We start from the raw sequence: 15,222 nt of genomic DNA, 5'->3' as shown, positions 1-15,222 counted from the left end.
AGAGATCCCATGCTCGAAGTCCACCAGTTCCCCTGCCTCAGCGATAATTACGGCTACCTGCTGCACGATCCCGCGAGCGGCCAGACCGCCTGCATCGACACGCCGGACGCCGACGAATATCTGCACCAGGCCGCGCACAAGGGCTGGCAGATCACCCATATCTGGAACACCCACTGGCACCCGGACCATGCGGGCGGCAACGGCGCCATCAAGGCCGCCACCGGCTGCACGGTCATCGCCCCCGAAGGCGATGCCGGGAAGATCGAGGGCGTCGATCGCCGCGTCGACCAGGGCGACGTGGTCATGCTGGGCGACTGGAAGGCAAAGGTGATCGATGTCGGCGGCCATACCCTGGGCCACTGCGCCTATTACCTGCCCGGCGCGCATATCGCCTTCGTCGGCGATTCGGTCTTCGCGCTCGGCTGCGGGCGCATGTTCGAAGGCCAGCCCGCGCAGTTCTGGGAGAGCCTCCAGCGCATCAAGGCCCTGCCGGTCGATACGATGCTCTACTGCGCGCACGAGTATACGGCGGCGAATGCGAAATTCGCGGTCCATGCCGATCCCGAGAACGAGGAACTGGCCGCCTATGCCCGCGATATCGAGCGCGCCCGCGCGGCCGGACTGCCCACCGTTCCGACCAAGCTCGGCCGCGAACTCCTGACCAATCCGTTCCTGCGCGCCGATGATCCCGCGCTTCAGGCCCGCTGGGGCGGCGGCAATGCCGTCGAGACCTTCGCGACCCTGCGCGAAGCCAAGAACACCTTCTGATAAGAAAAGGGGGGGCAGGCAGCCCCCCTTTCCCTTATTTGTAGACGATGCGGACCTTGCCCGCCCCCTCCGCTGCCACCCTGCGGGCGGTATCGGTGTCCTCCGCCAGCGCCAGAGCGACGCCCATGCGACGATAGGGCCGCGTCACGGGCTTGGCGAAGATGCGCAGGTCCATTTGCGCCCCCGGCGTCGCCAAAGCCTCTGCAAGACCTTCACAGGCGAAGGAATCGCTGTCTCGGTCGGCCAGGATCACCGCCGAGGCGCTCGGCCCATGAAGCGTCACTTCCGGGATCGGCAGACCGAGGATCGCCCGCGCGTGGAGGTCGAACTCGGAAAGGTTCTGCGAGATCAGCGTGACCATGCCGGTATCGTGCGGACGCGGCGAGAGTTCGGAGAAGATCACTTCCTCGCCCTTCACGAAGAACTCGACGCCGAACAGGCCGTAGCCGCCGAGATCGTCCACCACCTTGCGCGCCATGTCCTGCGCGGCGGCGATGGCGGCAGGCGCCATCGGCGTCGGCTGCCACGATTCCTGATAGTCGCCGCGTTCCTGGCGGTGGCCGATCGGCGGGCAGAACGACACGCCCTCGCGGCTGCGCACTGTCAGCAGGGTGATCTCGTAGTCGAAGGCGACGAATTCCTCGACGATCACCCGCTTGCGGTCGCCGCGCATGTTGGCGACGGCGTAGTCCCAGGCCTTCTCCAGATCCGCGGAATCGCGCACCGTGCTCTGGCCCTTGCCGGACGAGGACATGACCGGCTTGATGACGCAGGGCAGACCCGTGTGCTCGGCGCCGGCGAGCACTTCTTCGAGGCTCTCGGCATAGCGATAGCGCGAGGTGCGCAGGCCGAGTTCGACGGCGGCGACTTCGCGGATGGCATCGCGGTTCATCGTCATCTGCGTGGCGCGCGCGGAAGGCACGACGCAAAAGCCCTCCGCCTCGACTTCGGCGAGGACTTCGGTGCGGATCGCCTCGACCTCGGGGACGATGAAATTGGGCCTGTGCTTCTCGATTGCGGCGCGCAGGCGCTCGCCGTCCAGCATCGAGAATACCTCGAACCCGTCCGCGACCTGCATGGCGGGCGCGCCTTCATAGGCGTCGCAGGCCACGACTTCGCAGCCCAGCCGCTTGGCCGAGATCACGAATTCGCGCCCCAGTTCGCCCGAGCCGAGCAGCAGGATCTTCGCGGTGAATGCCATGGCGGCGGTCCTTTCGTTAGATTGCGCGGCCCTAGAGCAGCGTTCCCGAGAGAATGGCAAGGGCGATCGTGAAGTAGATCACCAGCCCCGTGACATCCACCAATGTCGCCACGAACGGCGCCGAGGCGCTGGCCGGGTCGAAGCGCAGCTTCTGGAGGAGGAACGGCAGCATCGAACCCGCCAGCGAACCGAACGTCACGATACCCACCAGCCCGGCCGAAACGGTCGTGGCGATCAGCACCCAGTGGCTGCCGTAGTCGTAGAACCCCAGCGCCTGCCACGCGGCGATCCGCACGAAGCCGACGGTACCGAGGATGCCCCCCAGCACCAGGCCCGCGGGCAGTTCGCGCAGCGCCACGCGCCACCAGTCCCGCGGGCGCACCTGCCCCATCGCCAGCGCCCGGATGATCAGCGAGGTCGCCTGGCTGCCGCTGTTGCCGCCCGAGCTCATGATGAGCGGGATGAACAGGGTGAGCACCACCGCGCGGGCGAGTTCGTCCTCGAAGTGCTGCATGGCGCTGGCGGTCAGCATTTCCGAGAGGAACAGCACGCTTAGCCACCCGGCCCGCTTGCGGATCATCTCGAAGAAGCCGGTTTCGAGGTAGGGCCGGTCGAGCGCCTCGACGCCGCCGAACTTCTGCACGTCCTCGGTATGCTCGGCCACCAGCGCATCCAGAACGTCGTCCACCGTGACGATACCGAGCGGGCGTCCCGCCCCATCGACCACCGGCAGGGCCAGCAGGTCGTGACGGCGAATGAGATCGGCGACCACCTCGCGGTCGGTGGCGGGCGTCACCGTCACCGGCTCGCGGTCCCGGGCGAGGTCGATCGCGGGCGAATCGGGCGCGGCGGCTATCAGGCGGCGCAGCGAAATCGTTGCGTCGAGGCGGCCGCGTTCGTCGAGCAGGAACACCGAATAGACCGTCTCGCGGCTACGCTCGACGGTGCGGATGAGATCGAGCACGTCCGCCACGCTGGCCGAGACCCGCGCGGCGACGAATTCGGTGGTCATCATGCCGCCCGCGCTGTCTTCCGGCCAGGCCAGCAGGCTGCGCAGCGAGGTGCGCACATCGGGTGCGAGCGCGCCCAGGATCTGGGCGGCAACGTCCTCGTCCATTTCGGCCAGCACATCGGCAGCGCGGTCCTCGGCCATCTGGGCGACCAGATGCACCGCGCGCGGCAACGGCAACAGCGGCAGGACTTCGCTGGCCGCCGTGAATTCGGGACGGTCGAGCACGGCCACCGCGCGCACGTCGGCCATGCGGCCGAGCTTGGCGGCAGCGGCCTCGGGCGCCAGCGCCTGGAGCATCTCGACGATATCGGCAATGTAGAGCCCGCTCTTGGCGGGACGGGCACCGGCGGTCACGCCGGCGAGGAGGTCGTTCACCATCTTCAAACCTTTCGTCCGCACGACCCGGGCGGACGATGGCCAGCGAGAACTAGCCAGCGCCCTTGGGGCGTGCGGTCCTACTGGAACTGTCGCTTGACATGTCCTCGCTTCCTGAAACACCGCAGCAACATAGGCTGCGCGGACGTCGCTCTGATCTCAATTGCATCGCCCGTCAACTCCGGATCGCGACCGGAGCGAACATGACCCTTATCGGCACACAAAAAAGCCCCCGTGCAGCGCACGGAGGCCTATTTGCTTCGTAGCCGATCCGAAAGGGATCAGATACCGGCGATCGCCTGATCGATCAGCGCCTTGTCGGCATCGGCCGAGTGGTTGGCCTTGATCAGGCCACCGGCAGCCGCAGCGGCGGCAGCCGCAGCCTGCTGGCGCAGTTCGGTCACGGCAGCACGTTCGACAGCGCCGATCTTGTCCTGGGCCATCTTCTCGCGGCGGGCGATGACCTCGGTCGTGTCGGCCTGGGCCTTGGCGACGATCGTCTCCGCTTCGTGGCGAGCATGATCGAGCAGAGCGGCGGCGTCCTTTTCGGCACCGGCGATCTTGTCAGCATATTCCTTGCGCAGGGCTTCCGCCTCGGCACGCAGGGTCTTCGCCTCTTCGAGCTGGGCCTTGATCTCGGCGATCTTGCCGTCGAGGCCGCCGGAGATCATCTTCGGCAGGCCCTTCCAGACCATGATCGCGATGAGCACCAGCATCGAGGCGCTGACGACCGCGACCGGCGGGGCGACGCCCAGCAGCAGCGGTTCGGCGTGATGCTCGGTACCAGCCTGGGTTCCGGCCATTTCCGCAGCTTCGTGGGACGTGCCCTCGGCTACAGTCGTGTCGGCAGTGGTCAGCTCAGTGTTCTCAGCCATGGACCAGGTTCTCCTTCACGGCGGAACGTACCGCGCCGTCGTCGAGCGTCAGACCCGCAATGCGGCTGACGATATCGCGAGTGGCGTCGGCGGCGACGTCCTCGATCTCGGCGGCGGCCGAACGGCGCGCCTCGGAGATGCGGGTTTCGGCTTCGGCGAGCGTGGCGTCGATGGCCACCTGGGCGGTCGCGAGACGCTCGGTCGTGACGGCAGCGGCCTTGGCGCGGGCTTCCGCGATCAGGGCCTGCGCCTCGGCGCGGTTGGCGTTCTCACGCGTGCGCCAGGCTTCCTCCTCCGCATCGGCCTGGGCGCGGGCGCGCTCGGCAGCGGCGAGGTCGTCGGCAATCTGCTTGTCGCGCTGCGCAACCGTATCCATGACCTTGGGAACCATTCCCCGTCCGACGACGAAGAACGTGAAGCCGAAGAAGATCAGCATCCAGAAGATCTGGCTGGAATAGGTCGCGGCTAGCTGTGCGATCTGAGGCATGGGTCAGCCCTGTCTCGAAGTGGCCGGTAGAATTCTTGCGTCCTCTCCGGCCGCCCAACCAAAGGGTTCGGGCAGCCGGAGGGGATCAGTGCGCGCGATCAGGCGAAGATCAGCAGCGCGGCAACGACGAACGACAGCAGGCCGAGAAGTTCGGCGCCGGCGAAGCCGATGAAGAGGCGGCCCTGCTGGGCGTCAGCGGCGCCCGGATTGCGCAGCGCGCCTTCGAGGAACTTGGCGAAAACGCTACCCACGCCGATCGAGGCGAGGCCGCAACCGATAGCAGCGAGACCGGCACCAAGCAGCTTTGCAGCTTCTGCGTCCATTTCAAAAACTCCCTTTGGAAAACTCGAGTGAGACTGAAAATCAGTGAAGGTTCTCTGCGTCGTTCAGATAGACGCAAGTGAGAAGTGCGAAAACGTAGGCCTGGATGCCTGCAACCAGCAGCTCGAGAGCGCAGATGCCGACCATCAGGATGAAGCTGGGCAGACCGGCGATGGCGAAGAGGCCGATGCCGGCATTGCCGGAACTGATGACGAAGCTCGAAAGAACCTCAAGAAGAACGTGACCGGCCATCATCGCGACGAAAAGACGCAGGCCGAGGCTGAACGGGCGCACCAGGAACGAGATCAGTTCCACGCAGAAGATCAGCGGGATCATGATCACCGGAGTGCCGTGCGGCACGAACAGCGAGAAGAAGTGCAGCTTGTGCTTCGCGAAACCGACGATCAGGACGATCGCGAAGGACAGCACCGCCAGAACGCCCGTGGCCGAGAAGTGGCTGGTGAAGGTGAAGGCATGGAGGCCGATCACACCCAGCGGCAGCAGGCCGAGGAAGTTCGCGAAAAGAATGAACATGAACAGCGAGAAGATGTACGGAACGTACTTCTTGCCGCCGGGGCCGACGTTGGCGGCCAGCATTCCGTCGATGAAGCCGGTGAAGCTTTCGACGGCCATCTGCCAGCGGCCGGGCACGAGCTGGCGCTTCATGCCGCCGGCAACGAAGAACGCCAGCGTCACGGCGGCGATCGCCATCCACAGCGTGCTGTTGGTGAAGGCGATGTTGTAACCGGCGATGCTCCAGCCTTCCGAGCCGAACAACGGCTGGATGCTGAACTGGTGCATCGGATCGACCTTCGCTTCGGCTGCCACGCGAATATCCCTGTCGCCAATGAACGACAGCGCCCCTGCTCATCCCTTTCGGGTCAATCCGGGCGCCGGTTCGAATTCCTGATAATGTTCCTGAAGGCGACGAATATTCCTGCGAACATCATCACCATCAGACCCCAGGGCGATGTTCCAGCAAAGTGATCGATCACCCAGCCAAGGAACAGACCACCGGCAACCCCACCGAGCAAGTCGGCCAGGACGCGGTTACCGGCACGATAGGCATCGTCGGTTTCCGCACCCGCGACCGGCTTCTGACGCTGCGCTTCCCGCTCGCGAAGGGCTTTCAGCCGATCGTCCAGCGAATCGAGGCGCGCATCCTCGCCGACAGGGTCCCGTGCGGACGGCTCGTCGTTCATGTCCCGGCTCCTCCTCAATCGAATAGGAACGTAATGACGCGTTCAACGGCTGCCCGCCGAGGGCGCCGACCCCTTAGGGTGGGGTCCTTCCCGAGTCAACCATGAGGGGACACGCGCGGCAACAGTTGTTCACACGCCGCGCCGTGTGCCCAAGTCCCGAACAGGTCTCGGAAATGGTAATGCTCGGACAATACCGCAAGGACGATGGCGAAGAAAAAATCGCCGCAAGGCGCAGCCCTGTCGCCTCCCCCCGCCTTCGACGTCAAGCCGCAGAGGACTTAGTCGGTTTCCGGTCATCCGCGCGTCAGGCATTTGCCATACAAAAAAGAGCGGCCGGAAATCCCGACCGCTCTTTTTTGTTATCGTGCATTTATCGCTCCCCGGAAATCGACGAATCCGGGAAGCCCGGCCCTCAGGGGCAGCGCGCATCGCGATCGGGCGCTCCGGCGCCGCGAACCTTCCACGAACCGTCGGTCGCCTGGTACTTTTCGCCCGGCTGGGTCTGCGCGATCAGGCGGCAGGCCGTGGCGAAGGCATATTCCTCGATCGTGCTCTTGCCCGCGGCCTTCTCGGTATAGATGGCGCGGCGCTTGTTGTTGAGATCGCGGACCATGGCGCGGACGTCGGCGGAAGCGTTGCCGATCACGCCCAGATAGCCGTCCTTCTGCTCGCCGACCTGCCCTGCGGCGCGCGCGGCGGCATAGGCCGGGTCGCGGCCTTCCTGCGCCAGTGCGGCGCTTCCGGCGCCAAACGCCAGGGCGGCTGCACCGCAAAGGGTCACGAAGCTGTTCAAACGGATCTTGCTCATCAGAATACGCCTTCGTTTTCCTTGATCGTGTTCTCCGCGTCCTGGGAGAGCCGATAGATCACTTCCTGCCTGATGTTGATGTTGAGTTCGATAACGATCGGCTTGTCCGGAGCGGATACGTTCACGCAGCCCCCCAGCGCCGATCCGAAACCCAGCACCAGCATCGCGGCGCAAACGGCGCGCCCACCGAACCGGAAACCCTTCCGCTGCGGGTCGTATTGTGCCTGGCTCATCATGGCCGGGCTTGTCGCAGCCGGAACGCTTCCGGTCAATTCCAGGGCCTTCATGGGTTATTCTCGCTGACTGGAGGCTGAATGGTGGCTGGCGCGGGACGAACCGAGTCGGGCGCCAGCAAAGGTAGGGGCGAAGATGAGGGCGGCACTACGAAAGGCGTGCCGTTCTGGATCCCAAGGGTGCGCGGGTCGGTGACGTAAGTGGGATCGTAAAGCGAGCGCATCGAGCCGAACAGGCTGAAGAACGGCGCCTTGATCTTGACGATGAAGCGGATCGGCAGCTTGGCGATCTGGCGGGTAAGGAAGTTGCGCTGCGCCGTCTCGCCCTGGCTCAGCCCGTCGAAGCTCAGCCGCGTGAAGATGTCGCCTGCCAGCGAACCGCCGAGACCGATCTCCATGTGCTTGTATTGGAGCGATTTCAGCGCACCGAAGGCAAAATTGCCCATCGCCGAGAGATCCTTGTATGTCAGCGCGCCGAGATAGCTGACGCTGCCGCCCGGATCGCGCGAGGCGAGGTAGCCGTCGACGATGCGCCCGCCCTGCTCGTCGAAGACCATCGGCACTTCGCCGTCGAACACGCCGCTGGCGCTGATATTGGTGAGTTCGAGGTGCTGCACGAACGTTGCGGCATCCAGCCCCTTTACGTTGAGCTTGTAGTGCCGCGTCTCGGCCACGCCGATTCGCATGGTCGCCGGATCGAGCGTGAGCGTGCCCGCCATGAACGGCCAACTTGCGCCGTTGAGGCGCAGCAGGAAGCCCGGCTCCATCTGGAACGAGAGTTCGCCGTCGTTCACCTCGATACCGGGATTGATCGAGGCGATCTTCAGTTTCTGGTCGGGCGCGGTCACGAGGCCGAGCAAATCGGTGAACACGACTTCCCCGGTCAGTCCCTTCACCGGGCCGAAGGGGGCCGCGAAATCAAGAGCATCGGTGGCGAAACGCCCCTTGCTGGTCACGCCCTTTTCGTTCCAGTCGATTCGCCCGCCGCCGTGAACCTCCCCTTGGAGGTTCGAGACGATGCCCAGCAGCAGCGGCGACAGCGCTTCGGCCTGCAGGTCCTTGTCGAAGGTGATTCCCGACACGGCAAGATCGGCATGGCCGCTCGCATTGCCGAGATCATGGACGATATCGGTGCGAACCACCTCGCGGTCGCTCTTCGGCTCGCGCATCACGGCCTGCGCGGTGATCACGTTGTTTTCAAGCCGCAGCGTGCCGTCACGGGCGACCAGCGGCTGGAAACGCGGCACTGGCTGGCGATCGACGAGGGTGAAGCGCGCCTGGTCGATGCTCAGCACACCGCCGGAATAGCGCCAATTTCCGGCCGTCTGCTTGAGATCGAGCGGCACCGCGGCCAGCGCAATGTCGGCTTCGTCGAAGGCCCCGCCGATATCCTTGCCCACTTGTGCGTCGAGCGTGGCGAGCCGGAACCGCGACGGCGCCTCCTGCGGGCCGAGGCTGACGTCGATGGCCTTGGCAGTCAGTGCGCCGGGCCTGCCCGCCAGCTGGGCATAGCCGAGCGGACCGCTGGCGATGCGAATCGGCGTCTCACCCAGCCGTCCCGACACGTCGAGCGCGGGAACGCCCGCCGCGATATCGAAGCCCTGCCCCCGACTGCGCAGGATCGCCTGCGCCGGTGCCGGGCAGACCTGCAACGTCCGCCGGTCGAGCGTGAGATTGGCAAAAGCGAGACGGTCGAAGCCGATCTTCGTGCAATTCGGCCAAACCGCAAGCGTGCCGTCGGCGCTCCAGCGGCCATCGACGGGCAGCACCAGGTTCTGCGCCGAACCGCCCGGCAGCGCGCCGGAAAGCCGCGTCTCGCCGGTGAAATGCATAGCGCCGTCGGGAGTCTGGGTCAGCGCGAAACGAGGCACGGCGAGGCGCGAATCGCCCGCGCGATACTCCGCCATCTCGATTTGGAGCGCGAGACGCCCACGCGCGTCGCTCTCCATGCGGCCGGTCACGTTCGGCAAACCCCGCCCACCGCTGGCGAAGTTGCCGGTGACGACCGGACGGCGCGCGCCGAACACCGCCTGCACTTTCGACAGGTCGAGCAGCGAGGAGCCGCTGCCGCCGCGCAAGTGCCCACGCGGCAGGACAAGGCTCATACGCCCGTCCTCGCGCCGCAAGACGAGGCTGGCGTCGAGCCTGCTGCCGCGCGTCTCGCGAGCGAGCGCCGTGCGGACCTGTCGCAGGATCGGTGCTGCCAGCGTGCCCTCGCCGGACTTCTCGGCGCCTGCGAGCAGCGCGTTCACCGATTCGCCCAGTGCGAGGTCCCGGCCCGTCACATCGCCGTCGAGATCGAAATGGGCGAAACCGGCGCTCGCCCGCATCCGCCCGTCGAACCCGAGTTCGGCCAGCCGGGCCTGCGGCGTGGCCAGCCCGCGCGCCTTGGCTTCGAACTGCGCATTCAGCGCGGCCTTGCGGAACGTAAAGCGCCCCGATCCGGTCAGGCCCGAGAGGCGATTCGCCGCGAACGAACCCGCACCAGCATCGAGGCCGAGCTTGCCTTCGGCACCGTCCAGCAGGCGGTCCAGCGTGACGTCGAGCTGCGCGCCACTCTGCGCGAGTTTCAGCGATTGCTGCGGACAGGCGAGACCGGCCAGCCGCAACGCGCCGGTGAAGCGCGGCCTGCCGTCGGACACGCGCAGCTTGCCGTAAAGCGTCGTCCGTCCCGCCTCGCAGCCTCCGACCGCCAGACGCGGCGACAGCGCAGCGAGTTCGCCCTTGAAGCCTCCGCGCAGGCCGCCCTCGCCCCCCAGTTTCGCGGCGATCCGGCCATAGTCGCTCTCGATCAGCGCCCGCCCGTCGACAACGGAGACATCGTAATCGGGCAGCGCATAGTCCTTGGTCTCGCCGCTAGGCTCCATCAGCTTGTCGAGCGAGCCGAGACTGAACTTGCCGCCATGAAGCGAACCGAACAGGCGCGGGCGAATCACCGTGATCCGCCCGATTCCCGGCCAGCCCCAGTTGAGACGCGTGGCGACGCGCAGCTCGGCAATCGTGAGGTCCGGATGCTTCGGATCGCCGATCACGAGGTTGCGGACCACCTGCTCGGTCGGTCCCACTTCCTCGATCTCGTAAGTCGCCGGAAGGCCCAGCTTCGCCAGTTCGCCCGAAATCAGGTTCTCGGCGATATCCTCGCGCAGGAACCACACGGCGCCCAGCCCGAGAGCCGCACTCGTGAGCAGGGCGAGCGCAATCGCCCGCCTGCGCTTGCGGCGCGGCAGCGATAGATCCGCCGATGCGGTAGGTTCGTCATGCTCCTGCGGCATTCGGTCCTTCACTTGCGCTCGCCGCTCGGGAAAGGCAATTGTCTGCGCACGTTATGCCCGACCGCAACAGTCTCTTCGATGAACCTGCCGATGCGGCTCCGGATGTGCGGGGCGATGCAGGAAATGACCCTAGCGGGCATAGGACGAGGCTGCGCAAGCGTCTGCTGGACGGCGGGGCGGAAGCGCTGGGGGATCACGAGGTCATCGAACTCCTGCTGATGCAGGCGGTTCCCCGCCGCGACATGAAGCCGCTGGCCCGCAGCCTGATCCAGCGCTTCGGCTCGCTGGCCGGCGTGTTCCAGGCCGATCCGCGCACCCTGGAGGGCCACCCCGGCATGGGCGAGGCCACCGTGGCCGCGCTGAAAGTCGTGACCGTCGCCGCCACCCGCCTTGCCCGCCAGAAAGTGCGCGAGGCGCCGGTGATCGGTTCCTGGCAGGCGCTGATCGACTACCTGACGATCGACATGGCTCACCTCACGCGCGAGCGGGTGCGGGTGCTCTATCTCAATGCCAAGAACATGCTGATCCTCGACGAACTCGTCGGCGACGGCTCCATCGACGAAGCCGCGATCCATCCGCGCGAAGTGATTCGCCGCGCGCTCGACATCGGCGCCACCGCCCTGATTCTCGTCCACAATCACCCTAGCACCATATTTTCGTTCACGTTCATTCACGCTCAAACCCGCTGTTTCCCGTTGTTTTTTAGGCCTATTGACTGGTGGCGGTATCCGATCAATAAAACCGCCATGTCGGGCATACCGGCACCACTACCGGCACCAGTTAGCTATCTTTCGGCACCAGCTAACCGCCACCAACGATTTCGCGAATTTGGAGACTGCGACAATGACAGCCGCACCCATCTGGGACAGCACCCGCGCCACCACCGGCGCACCAGCCGCACCGGCGGCAACCTCCACCAGCTCGATCGCCAGCAGCGCGACGGCCAGCCGCACCAGCACCCTCGCCGGGGCATCCGGAACACTCGATCGTGCGCCGCTTTTGTTTGCCGCGAGTGTTGTCCTTTCGGCACCGGCCGTTGTGAAAACGGAGGCTTGAGCCGATGCCCGCACTCACTGACGGACAGATCCGCAACGCCATCAAGAGGGTGGAAAAGAGCCGCAAGCAGGCCTCGCTGGCAGACGGTGAAGGCCGGGGCGTTGGCCGCCTCGTGCTCATCCTCAAGCCCATGCCGTCCCGCGTCACGGCGGTCTGGTATGCGCAGCAGTGGAGGGAGAACAAGCGCACCCTCTCCAAGATGGGCGACTACCCGCACCTTGGCCTAGCGGCCGCCCGCGAAATCTTCGAACGCGACTACTCCAGCGCCATCAACAAGGGCGCATCGATCAAGGTGCAGGGCGACACGCGGCCGGGCACCGTGGGCGACCTGTTCGACGGCTATATCGAGCACCTGCGCGCCCAGAAGAAAATGAGCTACGTCGAGGCCAAGAAGGGTCTGGATAAAATCACCGACGAGCTGGGCCGCAACCGCCTTGCCCGGGACATCGAGCCAGAGGACGTGCTGAACGTCATCCGGCCAATCTTCGAGCGCGGTGCCAACTCCATGGCCGATCACGTCCGGAGCTACATTCGCTCGGCGTTCCAGTGGGGGCTAAAGTCGGAGCTGGATTACCGCTCGGCCAGCCCGCGCCGGTTCAAGCTCGTTCACAACCCGGCCGCCTCGATCCCCACCGAACCGAAGGTCGTGGGCACGCGCTGGCTGCGCGAACCGGAATACGCAAAGCTCTGGTTCTGGCTCCAGCAGCCGGACGCGATTTGCTACCAGCCCTATCTCAACGCCATCAAGCTCCTGATGCTCACCGGCCAGCGCGTGCAGGAGATCAGCTCGCTCCATAAGGACCAGTTCGACCGCAAGGAAAAGCTCATCGACTGGAGCAAGACGAAGAACGGCAAGCCGCACTGCATCCCCCTCCCCAGCTTGGCCTACGAGCTGCTATCCAGTCTGGAGCCGAACGAGCACGGCTGGTTCTTCCCGATGCAGAAGGATCCGGAGCGCCCTGTGTCTCACGCTACCCTCTACGCCTTCCTCTGGCGCCAGCGCGAGCGCGGCCAGATCCCGCTGGTGACGAACCGCGATATGCGACGGACGTGGAAGACGCTGGGAGGCAAAGCTGGCCTGACGCAGGAAATCAGGGACCGGCTTCAGAACCACACCCGGCAGGACGTCAGCTCGCGGCACTATGACCGGTACAGCTATATGCCGGAGAAGCGCGAGGCGATGGACATATGGGACAAGTTCATTCGAGGCGTGCTCGATAAGCACCGCAAAGCCCGGCTGAAGGTTGTGGCGGCCGCATAAAAAAAGCCCCGGGGGATGCTCCGGGGCTTTTTGTTAGTCCTGCGGTATCGGCCCTGCCTCGCCGGTGAGCGTGAGGGATTGCTCCATCTTGCTCACGTATTCGGGGAGCATCGTCTTAGCCAGCGCTTCTTGTGCTGACCGGTTCAGCCCTTTCTTACGCCCAAAAAGCATGAGGTAATCGGGCACCGTGTTGCGGTAGTCGGCCGCCATATTCTCGCACCGCGCTTTGGCGAGTTCGAGCACGCCTTCGTCCATGTCTTTCAGCTCCGGGTTCTCCTTCAGCTCTTCAGCTGCAAGCACGATGCACTGACGCCAGCCGACGAGGGCATAGTCGTGCCGGAACGAAACGACGTTCGCATCCATCGACGCAAGAGACATGAAAATTAGAGAAATCATTGCCCACCTTCGAACGCTTCACCTGTCGCCCCCGGAGTAACGAGGGGACAGGCGGCGTAAAGGCTAAACTATCGCTTGCACTGCTTCACCACGTCGCGGACGTAGCCTTGCAGGTAATCTATTTTGGCTTGGTCGCGGATGATTCCGGCGCGGAGATCGAGAACACGCTGTCCAGCAGCGGCAGAGAGTTCGAGTGCGGCTCCATCGCCCACGCCGCTGGCGCTCCCACTTCCGCCTGAGGCGCGCTGACGGGCTGTAAGCTGGGCTGTGGCGAGGTTCGCCGCGAGGATGCGCACCCGCTTATCGCCAGCGGCAACAGCAGTGCGCAGATCATTGTTTTCACGTTCGGCATCGGCCAGTTCCTTCGATGTGGTTGCATCGAGAAGCGCCAGCGCATCCTGTGCGGCCTTCATGCGGTTGATAGCGGCGGCGGTGTCCTGTTGCGCCTGCTTGGATATGGCGGCCTTGTCGGCCTCCCACTGCGCGCGATCGTCGGCATGGCTCTGCTTGAGCTGGGCGACGTCGCGGCCGTGGGTGATAGAGAGGATCCACCACGTCACACCGGCACCGGCTCCAACGGCCACCAGCAGAACGGCAGCGACGATCGCGGCCTGTAATTTGGCTTTCATGGGCACAAGGGCGGTGATTGGGTTCATTGCGGTAGGTCCGTGCTGGTGGGCTGGCCGGTGACGGCTGCGGCGGCCTTGTCGGCGGATTGCTGGGCGGCTTCAGCCTTGTTGGCCGCATCGGTCGCGGCGCTGGCTGCGGCATTGGCCGCGCCGGTGGTCTGGCGCAGGCACAGGGAAAGAGCCTGAAGGCGGGTTTTTCCCGCCTCATCGTAGGCGGCTTTCACCGCCGCGATTTGCTCGTGGGCGTCCTTCGAAACGACGTATTGAGTAATGGAGGCACCGCCGATGCCCCCAGATAGAACGAGGAAGCTCAACAGCCCCCACGTCCCCCATTGCTTCCATGGTGATTTAGGTGCCGGGCATGATTTTCCTGTTTTGTGGTGGGTCATCGGTTAGTCTCCAGCGCGAGTTTAAGGCGCTCAATCTCACTTTTCAGCGCCTCTACTTGCTCGGTCAGTCCGGAAACTTTTTCCGTCAGTAAGCTAACCTGCGAGCTGGCTTCCATGAGTTGCTGAAAATATTGGCGCTTCTCTGCTTCGGACGTCGTGTAAAGCTCTTGCCACTTGTCCCGCTCTCCCTGAAGCACCGCGATAATGTTGACTTCAGCCCGGTCGCCTGCACGATCGACCGAACCGCTGGAAATCTTTTGAATGAGCCAGAAGGCACCGCCCACAAGGCCGGTGATGGCAACGCCAAGGCCAGCCCACAGGCCGCCCGGAGGGGTCATGTCATCCATTACGCCCCCCGGAAGTGGCGATCAGCATCAGCCATCTTGGTGTCGTACTTGTTCTTGGCGTAGCCCTTGCCGTTGTAGATCCGGGCGAAGGTGGCCCACTCTTTGCGGCGAAGGGCGTTCAGCAGGCGCGCGTCAGCCTTGATGAAGCGCACGAACGTATCGAGCTGGCCTTGCGCGGTGTACTGGGCGTTGATGAAGGCCTGAAGCGAGGCGAAGCCACACGTCACCCAGTGGTAGCCCATGATCTGAAATGCGCCCCAGCTGGCCGCTTCAAGGGCGCAGGTGCGGTCTATGACCTTCCCGGCGCGCTCCATGTCGGCGTTCTCTTTTTCGAGGCTCTGATAGCTGCCAGCCGCCCGGGCAACGAGGTCGGGATGCTTGCCCAGCTCGGCCTCGGCGCGGGCGCTGCCGAATGCCTTGGTAAGGCGCTCGAACATGACGTGCGGTTCGTACTGGACCTTAGGGCGGCCGCCGGAGAGAAAGCCGTTCCCGTTGCTCTCCACGGTCGCCACAGCCTTTACGGCGGATAGCGGCGCGTTCAGCTCGGTCGCGGCTTTGATGAAGTCCTGTTCGGACAGAGTTTGAGACAT

General features: G+C 64.9%; 18 protein-coding genes and 1 pseudogene. 4 read left to right on the top strand and 15 right to left on the bottom strand.

Going from position 1 to position 15,222, the window contains the following annotated elements:
* Nucleotides 1-9 precede the first annotated feature (9 nt).
* The gene (gloB, locus tag AC4D6D_RS06190; RefSeq protein ID WP_491326927.1) at nt 10-768 is read left to right on the top strand and encodes a hydroxyacylglutathione hydrolase; all 759 of its coding nucleotides are present in this window, start codon (nt 10-12) and stop codon (nt 766-768) included.
* Nucleotides 769-802: 34 nt separating this feature from the next.
* Here the strand turns inward: gloB and purT are convergent, their stop codons facing one another.
* The 10 genes from purT to AC4D6D_RS06140 form a co-directional block, all read right to left on the bottom strand.
* Nucleotides 803-1,969 (bottom strand): formate-dependent phosphoribosylglycinamide formyltransferase, encoded by a 1,167-nt coding sequence (gene purT, locus AC4D6D_RS06185; protein ID WP_491326926.1) that lies wholly within the window; start codon nt 1,967-1,969, stop codon nt 803-805.
* A gap of 31 nt (nt 1,970-2,000) precedes the next feature.
* Nucleotides 2,001-3,359, bottom strand: a complete 1,359-nt coding sequence (mgtE, locus tag AC4D6D_RS06180) for a magnesium transporter (RefSeq protein WP_491326925.1) — start codon at nt 3,357-3,359, stop codon at nt 2,001-2,003.
* 278 nt (nt 3,360-3,637) lie between these two features.
* Nucleotides 3,638-4,231, bottom strand: a complete 594-nt coding sequence (locus AC4D6D_RS06175; protein WP_491326924.1) for a F0F1 ATP synthase subunit B family protein — start codon at nt 4,229-4,231, stop codon at nt 3,638-3,640.
* On the bottom strand, nt 4,224-4,718 hold the full coding sequence (locus AC4D6D_RS06170) for a F0F1 ATP synthase subunit B family protein (RefSeq protein WP_147219256.1): 495 nt from the start codon (nt 4,716-4,718) through the stop codon (nt 4,224-4,226). Before AC4D6D_RS06170 ends, AC4D6D_RS06175 begins: the two co-directional genes overlap by 8 nt.
* 98 nt (nt 4,719-4,816) lie before the next feature.
* Entirely contained in the window at nt 4,817-5,041 is a 225-nt protein-coding gene (locus AC4D6D_RS06165; RefSeq protein ID WP_007013775.1) for a F0F1 ATP synthase subunit C, read from the bottom strand.
* Nucleotides 5,042-5,081: 40 nt separating this feature from the next.
* Complete coding sequence (locus AC4D6D_RS06160) at nt 5,082-5,867, bottom strand: F0F1 ATP synthase subunit A (protein ID WP_021233351.1); 786 nt, start codon at nt 5,865-5,867, stop codon at nt 5,082-5,084.
* A 53-nt stretch (nt 5,868-5,920) separates the two neighbouring features.
* Nucleotides 5,921-6,241, bottom strand: a complete 321-nt coding sequence (locus AC4D6D_RS06155; protein WP_147219254.1) for an AtpZ/AtpI family protein — start codon at nt 6,239-6,241, stop codon at nt 5,921-5,923.
* 412 nt (nt 6,242-6,653) lie between these two features.
* Nucleotides 6,654-7,049 carry a YdbL family probable chaperone protein gene (locus tag AC4D6D_RS06150; RefSeq protein ID WP_147219252.1) on the bottom strand — a complete coding sequence of 132 codons (396 nt, stop codon included), beginning with the start codon at nt 7,047-7,049 and terminating at the stop codon, nt 6,654-6,656.
* A complete protein-coding gene (locus tag AC4D6D_RS06145; RefSeq protein ID WP_491326923.1) occupies nt 7,049-7,285 on the bottom strand; it encodes a YnbE family lipoprotein in 237 nt (78 codons plus the stop codon). Before AC4D6D_RS06145 ends, AC4D6D_RS06150 begins: the two co-directional genes overlap by 1 nt.
* 47 nt (nt 7,286-7,332) lie before the next feature.
* Nucleotides 7,333-10,566 (bottom strand): intermembrane phospholipid transport protein YdbH family protein, encoded by a 3,234-nt coding sequence (locus AC4D6D_RS06140; RefSeq protein ID WP_491326922.1) that lies wholly within the window; start codon nt 10,564-10,566, stop codon nt 7,333-7,335.
* A gap of 41 nt (nt 10,567-10,607) precedes the next feature.
* Here AC4D6D_RS06140 and AC4D6D_RS06135 point away from each other — a divergent pair.
* From AC4D6D_RS06135 to AC4D6D_RS06125, 3 genes and pseudogenes are all read left to right on the top strand, one after another.
* A pseudogene (locus AC4D6D_RS06135) lies at nt 10,608-11,201 on the top strand (JAB domain-containing protein); the annotation flags it as partial.
* Nucleotides 11,202-11,397: 196 nt separating this feature from the next.
* Nucleotides 11,398-11,610 (top strand): hypothetical protein, encoded by a 213-nt coding sequence (locus tag AC4D6D_RS06130; protein ID WP_491327271.1) that lies wholly within the window; start codon nt 11,398-11,400, stop codon nt 11,608-11,610.
* Between the two features lie 4 nt (nt 11,611-11,614).
* Nucleotides 11,615-12,871 (top strand): tyrosine-type recombinase/integrase, encoded by a 1,257-nt coding sequence (locus AC4D6D_RS06125; protein WP_491326921.1) that lies wholly within the window; start codon nt 11,615-11,617, stop codon nt 12,869-12,871.
* A 33-nt stretch (nt 12,872-12,904) separates the two neighbouring features.
* Here AC4D6D_RS06125 and AC4D6D_RS06120 read toward each other — a convergent pair whose 3' ends face one another.
* The 5 genes from AC4D6D_RS06120 to AC4D6D_RS06100 form a co-directional block, all read right to left on the bottom strand.
* The gene (locus tag AC4D6D_RS06120) at nt 12,905-13,234 is read right to left on the bottom strand and encodes a hypothetical protein (protein WP_491326920.1); all 330 of its coding nucleotides are present in this window, start codon (nt 13,232-13,234) and stop codon (nt 12,905-12,907) included.
* A gap of 101 nt (nt 13,235-13,335) precedes the next feature.
* Nucleotides 13,336-13,923: a lysis system i-spanin subunit Rz gene (locus AC4D6D_RS06115; protein WP_491326919.1), complete on the bottom strand. Its 588-nt coding sequence runs from the start codon at nt 13,921-13,923 to the stop codon at nt 13,336-13,338.
* Nucleotides 13,920-14,285 carry a hypothetical protein gene (locus AC4D6D_RS06110; RefSeq protein ID WP_491326918.1) on the bottom strand — a complete coding sequence of 122 codons (366 nt, stop codon included), beginning with the start codon at nt 14,283-14,285 and terminating at the stop codon, nt 13,920-13,922. The genes AC4D6D_RS06115 and AC4D6D_RS06110 overlap by 4 nt, the downstream gene beginning before the upstream one ends.
* Entirely contained in the window at nt 14,282-14,632 is a 351-nt protein-coding gene (locus AC4D6D_RS06105) for a hypothetical protein (protein WP_491326917.1), read from the bottom strand. The genes AC4D6D_RS06110 and AC4D6D_RS06105 overlap by 4 nt, the downstream gene beginning before the upstream one ends.
* Entirely contained in the window at nt 14,632-15,222 is a 591-nt protein-coding gene (locus AC4D6D_RS06100) for an N-acetylmuramidase family protein (protein ID WP_491326916.1), read from the bottom strand. Before AC4D6D_RS06100 ends, AC4D6D_RS06105 begins: the two co-directional genes overlap by 1 nt.

The sequence above is a fragment of the Novosphingobium sp. BF6 genome, from assembly GCF_058273105.1.
The sequence above is the reverse complement of the archived record's forward strand: the minus strand, read 5'-3'. Positions and strand labels throughout refer to the sequence as shown.

Coding starts and splice junctions, on each gene's coding strand:
- gloB (WP_491326927.1), top strand. CDS start 10: ATGCTCGAAGTCCACCAGTTCCCCTGCCTCAGCGATAATTACGGCTAC.
- purT (WP_491326926.1), bottom strand. CDS start 1,969: ATGGCATTCACCGCGAAGATCCTGCTGCTCGGCTCGGGCGAACTGGGG.
- mgtE (WP_491326925.1), bottom strand. CDS start 3,359: ATGGTGAACGACCTCCTCGCCGGCGTGACCGCCGGTGCCCGTCCCGCC.
- AC4D6D_RS06175 (WP_491326924.1), bottom strand. CDS start 4,231: ATGGCTGAGAACACTGAGCTGACCACTGCCGACACGACTGTAGCCGAG.
- AC4D6D_RS06170 (WP_147219256.1), bottom strand. CDS start 4,718: ATGCCTCAGATCGCACAGCTAGCCGCGACCTATTCCAGCCAGATCTTC.
- AC4D6D_RS06165 (WP_007013775.1), bottom strand. CDS start 5,041: ATGGACGCAGAAGCTGCAAAGCTGCTTGGTGCCGGTCTCGCTGCTATC.
- AC4D6D_RS06155 (WP_147219254.1), bottom strand. CDS start 6,241: ATGAACGACGAGCCGTCCGCACGGGACCCTGTCGGCGAGGATGCGCGC.
- AC4D6D_RS06150 (WP_147219252.1), bottom strand. CDS start 7,049: ATGAGCAAGATCCGTTTGAACAGCTTCGTGACCCTTTGCGGTGCAGCC.
- AC4D6D_RS06145 (WP_491326923.1), bottom strand. CDS start 7,285: ATGATGAGCCAGGCACAATACGACCCGCAGCGGAAGGGTTTCCGGTTC.
- AC4D6D_RS06130 (WP_491327271.1), top strand. CDS start 11,398: ATGACAGCCGCACCCATCTGGGACAGCACCCGCGCCACCACCGGCGCA.
- AC4D6D_RS06125 (WP_491326921.1), top strand. CDS start 11,615: ATGCCCGCACTCACTGACGGACAGATCCGCAACGCCATCAAGAGGGTG.
- AC4D6D_RS06120 (WP_491326920.1), bottom strand. CDS start 13,234: ATGGATGCGAACGTCGTTTCGTTCCGGCACGACTATGCCCTCGTCGGC.
- AC4D6D_RS06115 (WP_491326919.1), bottom strand. CDS start 13,923: ATGAACCCAATCACCGCCCTTGTGCCCATGAAAGCCAAATTACAGGCC.
- AC4D6D_RS06110 (WP_491326918.1), bottom strand. CDS start 14,285: ATGACCCACCACAAAACAGGAAAATCATGCCCGGCACCTAAATCACCA.
- AC4D6D_RS06105 (WP_491326917.1), bottom strand. CDS start 14,632: ATGGATGACATGACCCCTCCGGGCGGCCTGTGGGCTGGCCTTGGCGTT.
- AC4D6D_RS06100 (WP_491326916.1), bottom strand. CDS start 15,222: ATGTCTCAAACTCTGTCCGAACAGGACTTCATCAAAGCCGCGACCGAG.